Genomic DNA, 14,556 nt, shown 5'->3' on the forward strand with positions numbered 1-14,556 from the left:
AAGCTCGCTCCTACTTCTTCGGAAGGCCGGGGGGATTGATCAAGGACTTCGGGACGGCCTCGGCCTGCAGTCCCCACTTGGCCAGGACCTTCGCGTAGCTGCCGTCGGCGATCGCCGCGTTCAGCGCGTCGGCGAGCGGCTTGACCAGGCCGTTGTCCTTCTTCGTCGCGACCGCGACCAGACCCTGCACCGGGTAGCTGGACGAGACGGTGCCGACGATCTCGGTCTGGTGCTGGGTGGCCACGTGGTACGAGGCGTTCGGGTTCGGGCCGAGGTACAGGTCGATCCGCCCGGACTGCAGCGCGAGGTAGGTGTCGGCGGACTGCTGGTAGTACTTGATGATCACGGGTTTGCGGCCGGCCGCGACGTCCTGCTTGCTCCAGTCGGCGAGGATCGCCTCCTGCAGCGTTCCGGAGCCGACGGCAACGGTCTTGCCCGCGACGTCGGCCGGACCGGTGACCTTCAGGCCGGAGCCCTTCTTCGCCTCGAAGGCGTGCAGCCCGAGCCGGTACGACGCGAAGTCGTACTTCTCCTTGCGCAGCTCGGACACTCCGATGTTCGAGATTCCGACCTGGTACTTCCCGGAATCGAGCCCGAGGAACAGGTTCTCCCAGCTGGTCGTCTCGATCTCGGGTTTCAGCCCGAGCACGCTCGCGAGCAGGTAGGCGATGTCGATCTCGACACCGATCGGTGTCTTGTTGTCGTCGGCGGTGAAGCCCAGTGGCGGCTGCCCGCCACCGGCGGAACCGTTGCCGACCACCAGCGTCCCCGAGTCCCGCACGGCCGCCGGTAGCTCCGCCGCGATCGCGTCCACCTTCGCCGAGGTGACGTGCGTCTGCTTCGCCGAGGTGTCGAAGGCGACCTCGGAGGCCTTCGATGCCGACGTGGTCTGCGGATCAGCGCAGGCAGCGAGCAACAGCACACCGGCGGATACCAGCATCAGATGTTTTCTCATCAGTCGTCCTCAGCTCGTGATCGGCAGGCCGGGCGGGTTGATCTCGGACTTCGCGACCGCCTCGTTCGAGACGTTCCAGCGGGCCAGTACCTTGGCGTAGCTGCCGTCCGCGATCACCGCGTTCAGCGCCGCCTGGTAGGCCTTGACCAGCCCGTCGTCCTTCTTGGTGGTGGCCGCGATCAGTCCCTGCAGCGTCGGCCCGGCGCCGGAGAACTTTCCGATCGTTTCCGTGTCGCCCGACGTCTTGACGTGGTACGCGATCGACGGGTTCGGACCGAAGTACGCATCGATCCGCCCGGAGCTCAGCGCCAGGTACGTGTCGGTGTTCTTCTGGAAGTACCTGATCGTTGCCGCGGGCAACCCAGCCTTGATGTTCGCCTCGTTCCAGTCGACCAGGATCTTCTCCTGGTTCGTCCCGGAACCGACCGCGATCGTTTTCCCGGCGATGTCCTTGCCGCTGGTGACCCGCCAGCTGCCACCCTTCTTCGCCTCGAACGCGATGTCGTCCTTGCGGTACGTCGCGAAGTCGTACTTCTGCTTGCGCTTCTCAGTCACGGTGATGTTCGAGAATCCGACGTCGTACTTCTGCGAATCGAGACCGACGAACAGGTTCTCCCAGCTCGTCACCTCGATCTCCGGCTTCAGCCCGAGCGCGTCCGCGACCAGGTACGCAATGTCCACCTCGAGCCCGATCGGGGTCTTGTTGTCGTCGGCGTAGAAGCCGAGCGGCACACTGCCGCTGCCGAAGCCCGCACCGACGATCAACGTCCCGCGGTCGCGGACCTTGGCCGGCAACAGCGCGGCCGCGGCCTCGTTCTTGGCCGTCGTCACCCGGTTCTGGGAAGCCGACGTGTTCACACCGGTATCGGTGGTGGAGGAGGCGGTTGCCTGCGCGCCGCAGCCGGCCAGCGTCAGCAGTGCGAGGGAAAGGACGAGAAAGCGTTTCATCAGTCAGAGCACCTTCGAGATGAACGCGCGAGTGCGTTCGTGGACAGGGTTGTCGAGCACTTCGCGCGGCGGACCCGACTCGACGATCCGGCCGGCGTCGATGAAGACCACCGTGTCGGCGATCTCCCGGGCGAAACCGATCTCGTGGGTGACGACGACCATCGTCGCGCCGTCCCGGGCGAGTTCCTTGATCACGTCGAGGACCTCGCCGACGAGTTCCGGGTCGAGCGCACTGGTGGGCTCGTCGAACAACAGCACCTTCGGTTTCAGCGCCAGCGCCCGGGCGATCGCGACCCGCTGCTGCTGGCCGCCGGACAGTTGCCGCGGGTACGCGTCGGCCTTGTCAGCGACGCCAACCCGCTCCAGCAACTCCCGCGCGTACGTCTCGACCTCGGCGCGCTTGCGCCGCTGCGCCGACACCGGCGCCTCGACGACGTTCTCCAGCACGGTCAGGTGCGCGAACAGGTTGAACGTCTGGAACACGAACCCGACCTGCGAGCGCTGCCGGAGGATCTCCCGCTCGCGCAGTTCGTGCAGCTTGTCGCCGCGCCGCCGGTACCCGATCAGCTCGCCGTCGATCCGGACCAGCCCGCGATCCACCTTCTCCAGATGGTTGATCGCGCGCAGCAGCGTCGACTTCCCGGATCCGGACGGCCCGAGAATCACGGTCACGTCGCCGGCCGGTACCTCGAGGTCGATGCCCTTCAGGACTTCCAGATCCCCGAAGCTCTTGTGTACCCCTCGTACGTCGATCATCGCGTCGTACCTCTCGCGAACCGGCGTTCCACGTAGTACTGCACGATCGACAGCAGGGTGGTCAGGACGATGTACCAGACCGTCGCGACCATCAGCAGCGGTACGACCCGGCTGTTCCGGCCGTAGATGACCTGGACCTGGTAGAAGAGTTCCGGGATCGCCATCACCGACACGATCGACGTGCCCTTGAACAGGCTGATCACCTCGTTCGCACCGTTCGGCAGGATGGATCGCATCGCCTGCGGCAACACGATCCGGAAGAACTGCCGCAGTTTCGGGATCCCGAGCGCGGCGGCCGCCTCGGTCTGCCGGGCGTCCACGGAGATGATTCCGCCGCGGATGATCTCCGCGGCGTACGCGGCCTGGTGCAACGCCAGCCCGAGGACGGCGGCGCCGAGCGGACCGAACAGGTTGTTCGTACTGAAGTGCACGAACTCCGGCCCGAACGGGATGCCGAGGCTGAGTTCCTTGTACAGATAGGCGATGTTGAACCAGAACAGCAGCTGCACGATCAACGGGATCGAGCGGAACGCCCAGATGTAGCCCCAGGCAACTACTTGCAGGAACGGGCTGCTGGACAGGCGCATCGAGGCGAGGACCGCGCCGAGCACGAAGCCCAGCACCGTTCCGTAGACCGTCAGCTGCACGGTCACCCAGAGCGCGGAGAAGATCGTCCGGGTGGCGAAGAACTGGAAGAACGTCGGCCAGTCCCAGCCCGGGTTCGTGGCGAGTCCGTGCACGAACATCGCGAGCAGGACGAGGACGGCGGCGACACCGACCCAGCGCCACGGGTGCCGGCGGGCGACGACGGGCAGTTCGGATTCGGGTAGCAACGCGGTGACAGGCGGTCCGGTCGTACCGGACGCAGGCGTGACTGAAGTAGTGGACACGATGACTCCCTGGCGGTGGGCAGGCTTCGCGGGCCCTTCGGCGGCGAAGGGCAGCAGCGGGTGATGGGGCGGGGGTACGACGACTCAGGTCAGCGCAGACAGAGCGCGCTGGAGACCCGGAGCAGGTCGATGTGGAGGCGGTAGTACGGCGGCTTGCGCGTCATGCCCGTCCCCTCTCGTCGGTCGTGTCATTTCAGTATGAGACCGGCTTGAAAGAATAGTAAGTGGGTCGACAAACCTCTCAATATATGGACGGCTTATACCGGTTCGGAGGGGCTGCTCGGCGCCAAAGTTCGGGTGATCCGCGTCACGTCTTCAGCGCCGTTCCTTGCCGTCGCGATCACGCCTGAGCATCGACTGGGCGCCAAGCCGCACTCACGGAGCGTGGCCGATTTCGTGAAAGTTTTCGCAACCCTTGTTTGAGCCCGCCGTGATCTGATCGTTATGGTCATTCAGCGCCGGACCCCTCACCGGCGCAATTCCCCTCCCTGGAAGGTTTCCCGTGCCCACTCACCAAGACGCGCCGACCGCAGATCGGCAGGCGTCCAGTCGCCCGGCTGCCTCGCGCGGGGTGGCCAAGCACCGCTTCTCCCGTCGCGGCTTCACCCGCCGTAACCAGCTGATCGGTCTGACCGCCGCGCTGGCAGCCGCCGCCGGCACCGTCGGTGTCTCCGCGGCCGCCTCCGGCTCGCCTGCCGCCCCGAACACCAGCACCGGCCTGAGCCCTGCCCAGGCCGACGCGCTGATCGCGGCCCGCGTCGACCGGCGCGATCTCGGCTCCCGGGACGCGTCCCGGATCGACGTATCGCTCGACGACGCGCAGAAGGCGGCGGCTGCGACCGCCGCGCGGCAGCGCGCCGAGAAGCTCGCGGCGAACGCGACCCTGACGCAGCGCCGGGCGCTTGCCCTGGCCGCCACCAAGGCCGCCGCCGCGAAGAAGGCCGCCGACAGCGCCAAGGCCCTCGCCGCCGCGAAGGCCGAGGCGGCTGCCAAGGCCGCCGCGATCGCCAAGCAGGCCGCGATCGCGAAAGCGGCCGCCGCGCCGAAGATCGTGCTGCCGACCACCGGTTACCACCTGACCGCCCGCTTCAACCAGGCCGGCGGGCGCTGGGCGCACAACCACACCGGCCTCGACTTCGCGGCCCCGATGGGTACGCCGGTCCTCTCGGTGATGGCCGGCGAGGTCATCCAGGCCGACTGGGAAGGCGCGTACGGCCGCCAGGTGAAGGTCCGGCACGCCGACGGCACGGTCACGTCGTACAGCCACATGTCCGAGTTCGACGTCTCGGTCGGCGACACGGTCCAGGCCGGCACCATGGTCGGCCGCATCGGCATGACCGGCAACACCACCGGCCCCCACGTCCACTTCGAGGTCCTCCCCGGCGGCGGCGCCCCCATCGACCCCGAACCCTGGCTCCGCGAACACGGCCTCAACCCGTAAGGCCCAGGCGTCAGCGAACCGTCAGCTTGAACGCGCGGCTCGTGGTGGGCTGGATCGGCAGACCGTTGACGGTCATCGTCGGTACCACGATCCGCCACGACCGCGTCGTCCCACGGCCCGCGGCCTTGAAGACGAACGCACCCCTGCCCTTCGTCAGCGAGATGTACGCCGCGTGGCGCCAGACCTTGCCGTCGTACCACTGGAGGTCGGCCTTCACCGTCCCGGCCGGCTGAACGCTGACCGAGGCGGTGACCTGCTGACCGACCTGTGCGACCGAAGTGTTGAAACCCGCAGTGACGAGCTTGGCCAGTACGGCGGTGTACCGCGCCGACGTGGAGATTGCCGGCGCGACCGTCAGCTCGCGGCCCTCGAGGTGTGACCAGGCCGGAACGTAGAGGCGGTACTGACTTCCGCCGTACACCCGGAAACTGGTCGAGAACCGCAGTTGCTGACTCGTGTACCGGCCGATCGTCTTCCAGGGACGGTCGGCGTCCGGCCGGGACTGCAACTGGATCTGGATGCCCGGGTTGGCGACGAACGGGTTCGACGGATCCGGACAGTTCACCGTCGGGTTCACGCAGAGGCGCACGCCGGCGAGGCCCGTGAGCTGAACGCTGTCCGCGTAGACCCCGGCGGCCGGCATCGTCAGTCCGGCGGTCATCGCGCTGAAGACAACGCTGGATGCGCCCGTGTAACCACCCCTCAGACTCCATTCGTTCTCGGTCATGAGTCGCACCGGGTATGGGCGCGGATGTGGCGGCAAGGTCGTCGAGGTGGTGCCTGCCGGCAGCTGGAACCCCTGTCCGGCGGCGCTCGGTGTGCTGTCGATGACCACGTCGACGATCTCGTTCGTGGACGGCAGGTCCAGTGGATCGCCAGGGGTGGTGTCGGCAGGTACGTCGCTCAGCGACCAGTCGAGTTTGAGCGATCCGTCCGCGAGTGGCGTCGCCGCCGTGAAGGTCGGCACCGGGGCACCGATGGTGTCGAACCACGGTGAGACCACCGGCGCGCTCTCGGCACCCGCTGCGTCCACGGACACCACACTGATCCGGACGACCCGGTCGACGGCCGCGAGCGCGACGCCGGATCGGATGTACTCGTTGGGCAGGTCTGCCCTCCAGGTCACCAGCTTGCTGACGCCGCCGCCCTGGTACTCGACGCGCACTATGTTGGCCTCGCCACCGTCGGTCCAGGCGATCTTGACCTTGTGGTTGTCGGTGACCCAGCTGAGTTGCAGATCTGTCGGCGCCTCGGGGGATGCGGCCGCCGCGGGAAGCTGGGTTGCCCCGAGCAGCAAAGCCGCGGCTGCGACGACACCGATTGTTTGACGCATGGCTGGTGACCCCCAGGAATTGGAATGCCTGGCGATCCACCCCAGCCGCCAGTACGTCGGCACAAGTTAGCGCATTCGGGCGCTGCCGAGAAGCATGGCTGCAGCTTGTTGCAGTCAGAGGAACTTCGCCATGTCGAGGGCGTCTACCGGGGCGCCCTCGATGACGAACTCGGCGGTGTGGATGCCTTCCACGACGTAGCCGTGGCGTTCGTACAGGCTGCGGGCCGGGGCGTTGACGCCGTGGACATGCAGGGTGATCTTGCGGGCGCCGCGGCGGCGGGCCTCGTCGGTGGTGGCGATCATCAGCGCGTTGGCGACGCCGAGGCGGCGGGCCTTCGGGGCGACCGCGAGGCCGTTGATCGCGAGTACGCCGGCGCCCTCGGGAAACGGGTACTTGTCCTGCAGCCGGAGGTATCCGACCACCTTCCCGTCGTACTCCGCGACGAGGTGCGCGTCCGGCCCGCTGCGAGTGAAGAACGTGTCCTGCAGCGTCTCGCTGTACGACGGGAACCCGGACGTCGCGTCCCACGCCACCCGTTCGATCGCGAGCAGCGCCGCGTCATCCTCCTCGACAGCCCGTCGTACGGTCACCCGCTGGTCTTCTGCACTCACCTCCCCATCCTCACCCGCCGACCGGGCCAACTGTCTGCGGCGTCGGCGATGCTGTGGGGATGGAGTACGTCTTCCGAGTGCCGCGACCACCACTGGACGCGCTGATCGACGACCTCTACTACTTGGAGGGTTCGCCGCCGTACGCCCGGCTGACGCTGCCGCCCGCGCCGGCGGCGCTACTCATCGTCAACCTCGGGGCGCCGTTCCGCATCCGCACCGGCACCGAGACGGCCGAGTACGCCGACGGTTGCGTGGTCACCATGCCGACCCGGGCGTATCAGTTCAGCTACCCGATCCGGACCCGGTCCGTCGGAGTGCACCTCAAGCCGTGGGGGCTCGCGCCGTTCTTGCCGATGCCCGCGGCCGAACTGTGTGACCGGCCGTTGACGATAGAACAGGTGTGGGGCCGGGCCGCCAGCGCTGAGCTGCGGGACCGGCTCGCCACGCTCGACCGGCCGCACGAGATGCTGACGCTACTCGAGGCGGAGCTGATACGACGGCTGTCAGAGACCACCGGCCTCGGGCTGGTCCGCCACACGAGCAGCCTCATCGCGGCGACCAGCGGGGCGGTGGCGATCGGCGACCTGAGTGTGGCAGCCGGCGTCAGCAGCACTCATCTCGCGCAGCGGTTCAAGGAGCTGATCGGCGTCACGCCGAAGCGGCTCGCCCGCACCTACCGCTTCACCGCAACCGTGTTCGCGATCAACCCGGGCGGACCGGTCGACTGGGGCGAGCTCGCGGCCGGCGCGGGGTACTTCGACCAGGCTCATTTCGGCCACGAGTTCCGGGCCTTCACCGGGCTGACGCCGAGCCGGTACGTCGAAGTACGTCGCCGATTCCTGCGCGAACATCCCGGCAACGCGTTGGACGGCTGGCCGCTGCCGGCCGATTGATTTCTTACAAGAACGCCCGCCCGCGAGCCGCTAACTTGAGGCAACCCCGAAGTAGAGGAGAGCCCCGTGGGCAAGGTGGTTATGTACAGCTCGGTGTCGGTCGACGGCTTCATCGCGGATCAGGACGATCAGCCGGGGCCGTTGTTCGACTGGCTCTCCAGCGGTGATGTCCCGTTGGACGCGAGCGGCGCACTCACGGTGTCTCAGGTGTCGTACGACTACACGCGGGCGTACTGGGACCAGATCGGGGTGACAGTCGTCGGCCGCCATGTCTTCGACATCACGGACGGTTGGGACGGGAAGCCTCCCGGCGGGATCGACCACGTGGTCGTCGTGACGCACCGGCCGGCGCCCGACGGCTGGGATCCCTCGGCGCCGTTTCACTTCGTCGATGGCATCGAGGCAGCGATAGCCCAGGCGCAGCAGCTTGCAGGCGAGCGTCTCGTCGAGGTCGCGGCCGGTGATGTCGGCGGGCAAGTGCTCGCCGCGGGCTTGGTCGACGAGGTGCGGATGGACGTTGTACCCGTCGTGTTCGGATCCGGAAAACACTACTTCGGATCGACCGCTGCGCAGCACCTGTTGGAGGATCCTGATGTGCTGCAGGGACAACGGGTGCTGCACATGCGCTACCGCACCCGCCGCTGACCGTATCGAAAATGTATAGGAAACGGGAGACGGCCGGGCAACATCGGTTCCGATGCACTGGTGGGCATGGTCACCAGTCGCATCCTCGCCGGCTTCGCGATGGTTGCCGTCGTCATCGGTCTTGCCGTGACCGCTTGTACGACGGGCGCGGCCCGGAGCGAGCCGCCGTCCACGCACAGCGCGCCTTCGAAGACCACCTCGACGTCAGCAGTCCCTACCCACAAGGGCCCGCCGAACGCGGAGGACGGCGTACTGCCTGACCACACGTCCGCGTACGACACCGATCTACCTGGCATCGCGAAGCTCGATCCCGCGCTGCGCAAAGCGGTTCAGGAGGCCGAGACCGCGATGCGGGCGGACGGCATTCGGATGCAGGTCACCACCGGATGGCGGAGCAAGAAGTACCAGGAAGAGCTGCTGGAGAAGGCGATCCTGAGGTACGGCAGCCGGAAGAAAGCGCTCGAGTACGTCGCCGAGCCGAACGAGTCGCACCACGTCACCGGGCACGCGGTCGACATCGGCCCGGCCGCCGCCGACCACTGGCTGGAGCGCAAGGGCAACCGCTACGGTCTGTGCCGCACGTACACCAACGAGATCTGGCACTTCGAGCTCGTCACCACACCCGGCGGCAGCTGCCCGCCGATGATCGACCCGACGCGCTAGCGCGGTTCCTCCGGCGGATCCGGGAGCTGGGCGAGCGGGCGCTGGGACCAGGCGACATCGTGCCAGCTGTCGTGCTTCCAGCCGATGTTGCGATAGATGCCGATCGGTTCGAAGCCGAGCGACTTGTGCAGGGCTTCGCTGGCCGGGTTCGGCAGCGTCACACCGGCGACGGCCGTGCGGTAGCCGCGGGCGACCAGGCGCTCGAAGAGTGCGTCGTACAACCGGCGGCCGGCACCGGTGCGGTGATGGGTGGGGCTGACGTAGACGCTGACCTCACAGGACCAGCGGTACGCCGGGCGCGGTTTCATCGGGCCGCCGTACGCGTACCCGACGACCTGGCCGTCGTCCTCCAGGACCAGCCAGGCGTGGGTGGCGACCGCCTTCGCGATGCGCTCGGCCATCTCGGCGGCCGTCGGTGGCTCGAGCTCGAAGGTGATCGCCGTACCGGTGACATAAGGCGCGTAGATCGCCGCGCAGGCCTCGGCGTCCGCGGCCGAGGCGTCTCTGATCTGAACCATGGCACGATAGTAGCCACAACTGACGCTATAGTGGCAACGTGATTGACGATCTTTCTCGCTCCCTGGCCACTACGGTGCAGCAGGCCCGGGTCGCGCAGGACCTGTCCGTGAACGCGCTGGCGGAACGGTCCGGGGTGTCCCGCGCGATGATCGGCAAGATCGAGCGGGGCGAGGCGCAGCCCACCGCCGTACTGCTCGGAAAACTGTCCGGCGCGCTCGGTATGACGCTTTCCGAACTCGTCGCCCGGGCGGAGAACACCGGTGACCTGCTCCGCCGGGCCGCCGACCAGCCGGTCTGGACGGACCCGGTCACCGGCTACCACCGCCGTGCGGTGTCCCCGGTGACCGACGGGCCACTGGAGTTGGTGGAGGTGGAGTTGCCGCCCGGCGCATCGGTCTCGTACCCGGCCGACGCGTACATCTTCAAGTACCAGCAACTCTGGATCCTCGACGGAAACCTCCGTTTTCACGAGGGTTCCCAGGTCCACGAACTCCACGCCGGCGACTGTCTGCAACTCGGTCCGCCGTCGGCGACAACGTTCCACAATCCTGGTACGACGGCCTGCCGCTACCTGGTCGCGCTGGTCAAAGGCCGCGCCTGAAACCACCGCGCGAGCGCGTCCCGCAGCCCGTCCCGCTCGGCAGCTCCGTCCTGCTCGGCGGCCCAGGCGACATACCCGTCCGGCCGGATCAGCAACGCGATCGGCCGTTCGCCGCGCCCCGTGACGACCTCGATTTGTTCCGGAACAGGTGTCCCGGCGAACAGACCGCCAGGGGTGAGGTCGACGAGCAACGGACGGCCGGACCGCATCAGCTCAGCCAACCGCGCGGAGTCGACCAGCAGGTCCGGAGCCCAGCGACCCACCAGTGGATGCGCGCCCGCGGCATACCGGATGTCGGCACCGGACATCAGGTCCGCGATCCGCTGGACGTTGCCGGAATCCTGCAGAAACTCGCCGAACAATTGCCGCAGCGCGGTCACGTCGTTGCCCGGAGCAATCAATGCGGACTGCGCCTGGGTGTGCATCAGCACCCGTTCGGCGACCGGCCGGCGCTCGGCCTCGTATGTGTCGAGCAGCCCCGGCGGCGCCCAGCCCTGCACCTCGGCCGCCACCTTCCACGCCAGGTTGACCGCGTCCTGCAGCCCGAGGTTGAGACCCTGGCCGCCGATCGCGGAATGCACGTGCGCGGCGTCGCCGACCAGCAGCACGCGTCCGGAACGGAAACTCGAAGCCAGCCGGCTGTTTCCGCCGACAAGTCGCCGGAGCTGCCGGACGCCGTCACCCGTTGGCTCGGCCAACGGAAGGTGCACCCCGAGCACCCGGTCGACACTGTCCTGCAGCTCCTGGAACGTCATCTCGCCGTCCGGCGGCACGTCCCACTCGACCGTACTCACGGCAGGCAGCCGGCCCGGGAACGGCGCCCAGACGAACATGCCGCGCTCCGTGCGCTGATGCAGGAACGGCGGCACCGCGCCGTACCCCGGAAGGTGCAGCAGGCCGCCCCGGACGTACTCCGCCGGCACCTCGGCGCTTCCGGTCCGCGACACCGTCGAGTCGTTGGTGACACCGGGAAAATCGATGCCGGCCAGTTTGCGGGTCAGGCTGTGCCCGCCGTCGGCGCCGATCAGGTACCGGGTGCGCAGCCGGTACTCGCCGTCCGGTCCGGACAGTGTGACCGTCACGCCGTCCGCGTCCTGCGTGAACCCGATCAGCTCGTGCCCGCGCCGGAGCTCCGCGCCGAGCTCGAGCGCCCGCTCCTGCAGGACCTCCTCGATCCGTGCCTGCGGAACCGGCAGCAGGTAGAGCGGGTTCTCCTCGAGTAGATCGAGCTGCAGCGGCATCGCACCGAAGACGAAGCCCGGTGCGGGTTGCGGTGCACCCGGCGTACCGCTCAATCGTTCGTACAATCCGCGCCGGTCGAGCATCCTCACGACCTGGCCGACCAGACCGTTGGCCCGCGGCACCGTGCTGCGTTCCGGGAGCTTCTCGAGCACGATCGGCCGCACTCCGGCCAGCCGCAGTTCGCTCGCCAGCATCAATCCGTTCGGCCCGGCACCCGCAATGACGACATCTGTATCCATGACACCCTCCAAGTGGGCATGACTGACCACCCCGGCGACGGGCCAGGGGCAAATAATCGGGTTGGTTGTTAGGGGACCGGCAGCCCGGCTTCGATCTGGTCGAGTGCCGACGAGAGCAGCTCGGCGACCGATCGCGGTGGATCGGCCCGCATCCATTCGGCCGTCACGACCGACCGGGCGGCGCCGATCACTTCGGCGACCAGCCGCGGGTACATCCCGGACGTCCCGGTGCGCTCGGCGACGGCGGCGGCGAGCTCGTCGGCGGCCCGGGCGTACGCGCGCACGATCGCGCCCTGTAGTGCGGGCTCGGTCATCATCAACCGGATGCCCGCGATCCACTTGTCGTCCGGCGGCCGCCGCTCGGCGTGGCCCTCCTCGCCGAGGGCGAAGTGCTTCTCGACCGCCGCGCGGATCGCCACCCACAACGGCTCCTCCGCCGGACGGGCCCGGAGCTCCTCGGCGATCCGCAGGCTGCGATCCACCTCGCGCGCGGCGATCGCGTCCGCCTTGCTGTCGAAGTAGTTGCGGAACGTCCGCAGCGAGACCCCGGCTTCGGCGGCGATGTCCTCGATCCGCACGTTGCCGTACCCGCGCTCGACGGCGAGCCGGACCGCCGCCCAGCTCAACGCGATCCGCGTCTCCTGCTTCTTCCGCTCCCGCAACCCATCGGCCATGTCCCGACCGTAGCCGAACTTGCCTAAAAAGCAAAGATGCCTTTTAGGCAAATTTCCTCCAGGTGGGCAGGCCGCGCGGCCGGCCGTGGTTGGGTAAGCACATGACGGTGTCCCCGCTGGTCTGGGTGCTGACGCTGCTGGCGATCGCCGGCCTGCTGTTGTTCGACTACTTCTTCCACGTCCGCTCGGCACACGTGCCGACGCTGCGCGAGGCCGCGGTCTGGTCCGCGGTGTACGTCGGGATCGCGATCCTGTTCGGGCTCGGGACGCTGGTCCTCGGCGGGACCCAGATGGGCTCGGAGTACTTCGCCGGGTACATCACCGAGAAGGCGCTGTCGGTCGACAACCTGTTCGTGTTCCTGATCATCATGACCGGCTTCCGGGTGCCCCGGGAGAACCAGCAGAAGGTGCTGCTGGTCGGAATCGTGGTCAGCCTGATCGCCCGGGCCGCGTTCATCTTCGTCGGATCCGCGTTGCTGCACACGTTTTCCTGGGTGTTCTACCTGTTCGGGATCGCGCTGCTGCTGACCGCGGGCAACATGCTCAAGCCGGAGACCGAGGAGTCGCATCAGGCGCAGAACGTGGTCGTCCGGCTGGCCCGCCGGCTGTTCCGCACCTCGGAGGACTACGACGGCGACCGGCTGACGACCCGGGTCGACGGGCGCCGGATGCTGACCCCGATGTTGCTGGTGATGGTCGCGATCGGCGCCACCGACCTGATGTTCGCGCTGGACTCGATCCCGGCGATCTTCGGCCTGACCCAGAACGTGTACGTCGTGTTCACCGCGACCGCGTTCAGCCTGCTCGGTCTGCGGCAACTGTTCTTCCTGCTCGACGGACTGCTCGACCGGCTGATCTACCTCTCGTTCGGGCTGGCCGCGATCCTGGTCTTCATCGGCGCGAAGCTGATCCTGCACGCGCTGCACGAGAACAACCTGCCGTTCGTGAACGGCGGCGACCACGTCGAGGTCGCCGAGATCAGTACCGGACTCTCGCTCGCGGTGATCCTGGTCGTCCTGCTGATCACGATCTTCGCCTCGTTGTTCAGCACCCGCGGGCGGACCCAGACCGCGATGGCGCACATCCGCCGGGACGCCACGGCGTACCTCGACCCCGAATACACCGACGACCCGGCGGAGCGGGAGCGCGTCTTCCAGCGGCTACTGCGGGCCCGCGACCACATCACCGCCCTCGGCCCGAAGGCCAAGCAGCACGTGCTGAACGAGGAGGAACTGATGGCCCTCTGCCGCCAGGTCGGCGAGGCCCACGCCACCGCCCACGCCGACCATGTGATCCGCCCCAGCCTCTGAGGACCTAGCCTTTGACAGCTCCCGACGCGAGCCCGGAGACATAGAACCGCTGCAGGCCGACGTACAGCACCACGCACGGGATCATCGCGATCACCGATCCGGCCACCAGCGAGCCGAAGTTGATCTCGCCGTACGCCCCGGCCTGTACGTTCACCAGCGCGACCGGCAGCGTGTACAGCTTCTCCTTGGTCAGGAACGTCAGCGCCCCGAGGAACTCGGTCCACGCCGCGAGGAACGCGTACAGCGCGACGGTCGCGGCGCCCGGCGTGATCAACGGACGGAGCACCGAGCCGAGCATCCGCAACGTCCCGCAGCCGTCGACGTGCGCGGAGTCCTCGAGCTCCACGGGTACCGAGGAGAACGAGTTCCGCATCACGAAGACGCCGAACGGCAGGTTCACCGTGGTGTAGAACAGCACCAGCCCGAGCGGGCTGTCCGTCAGCCGCAGGACGTTCAGCTCCAGGTACAGCGGCGTCAGGATCGCCTGGAACGGGATCATCATCGAGACCACCACGAGCGCGAACAGCAGCGGCCCGGTGCGGAACCGGAACCGCGCGAACCCGTAGCCGGCAAGGGTGGCCAGCAACGTCGTCAGTACGGCGGTGCTCAAGGCGACGATCAGACTGTTGCCGACGGCCCGGATCAGGTTCCCGGGTCCCTCGATCAGCGTCCGGAAGTTGTCCCAGGTGAGGTGGAAGAAGGTCGAGGCGTTCGGCGCCGCGACGATCACGTCGTTCGGCTGCACCGACCGGAACAGTGCCCACAGCAACGGTACGGCGAAGACCAGGAACGCCCCACCACCACCGATCAGGTAAAACGTGTTCTTGAGTCGCAT

The 14,556-nt window shown here is 67.8% G+C and carries 17 protein-coding genes; 6 read left to right on the plus strand and 11 right to left on the minus strand.

Annotation, left to right across the window (positions count from 1 at the left end; all coding sequences use genetic code 11):
- Nucleotides 1-10: 10 nt before the first annotated feature.
- The 5 genes from FB475_RS10955 to FB475_RS38380 all read right to left on the minus strand — a co-directional run bounded on the left by FB475_RS10955 (nucleotide 11) and on the right by FB475_RS38380 (nucleotide 3,713).
- Nucleotides 11-955, minus strand: coding sequence for an ABC transporter substrate-binding protein (locus FB475_RS10955; protein ID WP_238332082.1), 945 nt, complete (start codon nucleotides 953-955; stop codon nucleotides 11-13).
- Nucleotides 956-964: 9 nt separating this feature from the next.
- On the minus strand, nucleotides 965-1,903 hold the full coding sequence (locus FB475_RS10960) for an ABC transporter substrate-binding protein (RefSeq protein ID WP_141854985.1): 939 nt from the start codon (nucleotides 1,901-1,903) through the stop codon (nucleotides 965-967).
- A gap of 3 nt (nucleotides 1,904-1,906) precedes the next feature.
- Complete coding sequence (locus FB475_RS10965; protein WP_141854987.1) at nucleotides 1,907-2,659, minus strand: amino acid ABC transporter ATP-binding protein; 753 nt, start codon at nucleotides 2,657-2,659, stop codon at nucleotides 1,907-1,909.
- The gene (locus FB475_RS10970) at nucleotides 2,656-3,549 is read right to left on the minus strand and encodes an amino acid ABC transporter permease (protein ID WP_141854989.1); all 894 of its coding nucleotides are present in this window, start codon (nucleotides 3,547-3,549) and stop codon (nucleotides 2,656-2,658) included. The genes FB475_RS10965 and FB475_RS10970 overlap by 4 nt, the downstream gene beginning before the upstream one ends.
- 89 nt (nucleotides 3,550-3,638) lie before the next feature.
- Complete coding sequence (locus FB475_RS38380) at nucleotides 3,639-3,713, minus strand: putative leader peptide (RefSeq protein ID WP_355483003.1); 75 nt, start codon at nucleotides 3,711-3,713, stop codon at nucleotides 3,639-3,641.
- Between the two features lie 338 nt (nucleotides 3,714-4,051).
- On the opposite strand from FB475_RS38380, the gene FB475_RS10975 reads away from it, so the two are divergent.
- The gene (locus FB475_RS10975; RefSeq protein ID WP_238332083.1) at nucleotides 4,052-4,990 is read left to right on the plus strand and encodes a M23 family metallopeptidase; all 939 of its coding nucleotides are present in this window, start codon (nucleotides 4,052-4,054) and stop codon (nucleotides 4,988-4,990) included.
- Between the two features lie 10 nt (nucleotides 4,991-5,000).
- Here FB475_RS10975 and FB475_RS10980 read toward each other — a convergent pair whose 3' ends face one another.
- Nucleotides 5,001-6,323, minus strand: coding sequence for a hypothetical protein (locus FB475_RS10980; RefSeq protein ID WP_141854991.1), 1,323 nt, complete (start codon nucleotides 6,321-6,323; stop codon nucleotides 5,001-5,003).
- Between the two features lie 114 nt (nucleotides 6,324-6,437).
- Nucleotides 6,438-6,935: a GNAT family N-acetyltransferase gene (locus FB475_RS10985; protein ID WP_141854993.1), complete on the minus strand. Its 498-nt coding sequence runs from the start codon at nucleotides 6,933-6,935 to the stop codon at nucleotides 6,438-6,440.
- Between the two features lie 59 nt (nucleotides 6,936-6,994).
- On the opposite strand from FB475_RS10985, the gene FB475_RS10990 reads away from it, so the two are divergent.
- The 3 genes from FB475_RS10990 to FB475_RS11000 all read left to right on the plus strand — a co-directional run bounded on the left by FB475_RS10990 (nucleotide 6,995) and on the right by FB475_RS11000 (nucleotide 9,136).
- Nucleotides 6,995-7,828, plus strand: a complete 834-nt coding sequence (locus FB475_RS10990; RefSeq protein ID WP_141854995.1) for a helix-turn-helix domain-containing protein — start codon at nucleotides 6,995-6,997, stop codon at nucleotides 7,826-7,828.
- Between the two features lie 66 nt (nucleotides 7,829-7,894).
- Nucleotides 7,895-8,473 carry a dihydrofolate reductase family protein gene (locus FB475_RS10995; protein WP_141854997.1) on the plus strand — a complete coding sequence of 193 codons (579 nt, stop codon included), beginning with the start codon at nucleotides 7,895-7,897 and terminating at the stop codon, nucleotides 8,471-8,473.
- A gap of 66 nt (nucleotides 8,474-8,539) precedes the next feature.
- Nucleotides 8,540-9,136 (plus strand): M15 family metallopeptidase, encoded by a 597-nt coding sequence (locus tag FB475_RS11000; RefSeq protein WP_141854999.1) that lies wholly within the window; start codon nucleotides 8,540-8,542, stop codon nucleotides 9,134-9,136.
- Here the strand turns inward: FB475_RS11000 and FB475_RS11005 are convergent.
- Nucleotides 9,133-9,654 carry a GNAT family N-acetyltransferase gene (locus FB475_RS11005; RefSeq protein WP_141855001.1) on the minus strand — a complete coding sequence of 174 codons (522 nt, stop codon included), beginning with the start codon at nucleotides 9,652-9,654 and terminating at the stop codon, nucleotides 9,133-9,135. The genes FB475_RS11000 and FB475_RS11005 overlap by 4 nt on opposite strands.
- A 38-nt stretch (nucleotides 9,655-9,692) precedes the next feature.
- On the opposite strand from FB475_RS11005, the gene FB475_RS11010 reads away from it, so the two are divergent.
- Nucleotides 9,693-10,256, plus strand: a complete 564-nt coding sequence (locus FB475_RS11010; RefSeq protein WP_141855003.1) for a helix-turn-helix domain-containing protein — start codon at nucleotides 9,693-9,695, stop codon at nucleotides 10,254-10,256.
- Here the strand turns inward: FB475_RS11010 and FB475_RS11015 are convergent.
- Together FB475_RS11015 and FB475_RS11020 are read right to left on the minus strand one after the other, a co-directional pair.
- Nucleotides 10,223-11,737, minus strand: a complete 1,515-nt coding sequence (locus FB475_RS11015) for an FAD-dependent monooxygenase (protein WP_141855005.1) — start codon at nucleotides 11,735-11,737, stop codon at nucleotides 10,223-10,225. The two genes, FB475_RS11010 and FB475_RS11015, sit on opposite strands and share 34 nt — an antisense overlap.
- 68 nt (nucleotides 11,738-11,805) lie before the next feature.
- Nucleotides 11,806-12,411 (minus strand): TetR/AcrR family transcriptional regulator, encoded by a 606-nt coding sequence (locus FB475_RS11020; RefSeq protein WP_141855006.1) that lies wholly within the window; start codon nucleotides 12,409-12,411, stop codon nucleotides 11,806-11,808.
- A gap of 101 nt (nucleotides 12,412-12,512) precedes the next feature.
- On the opposite strand from FB475_RS11020, the gene FB475_RS11025 reads away from it, so the two are divergent.
- Nucleotides 12,513-13,721, plus strand: a complete 1,209-nt coding sequence (locus FB475_RS11025; protein ID WP_141855008.1) for a TerC family protein — start codon at nucleotides 12,513-12,515, stop codon at nucleotides 13,719-13,721.
- A gap of 4 nt (nucleotides 13,722-13,725) precedes the next feature.
- Here FB475_RS11025 and FB475_RS11030 read toward each other — a convergent pair whose 3' ends face one another.
- Nucleotides 13,726-14,556: a carbohydrate ABC transporter permease gene (locus FB475_RS11030; protein ID WP_141855010.1), complete on the minus strand. Its 831-nt coding sequence runs from the start codon at nucleotides 14,554-14,556 to the stop codon at nucleotides 13,726-13,728.

The organism is Kribbella jejuensis, assembly GCF_006715085.1.
In the GTDB taxonomy this organism is placed as follows: domain Bacteria; phylum Actinomycetota; class Actinomycetes; order Propionibacteriales; family Kribbellaceae; genus Kribbella; species Kribbella jejuensis.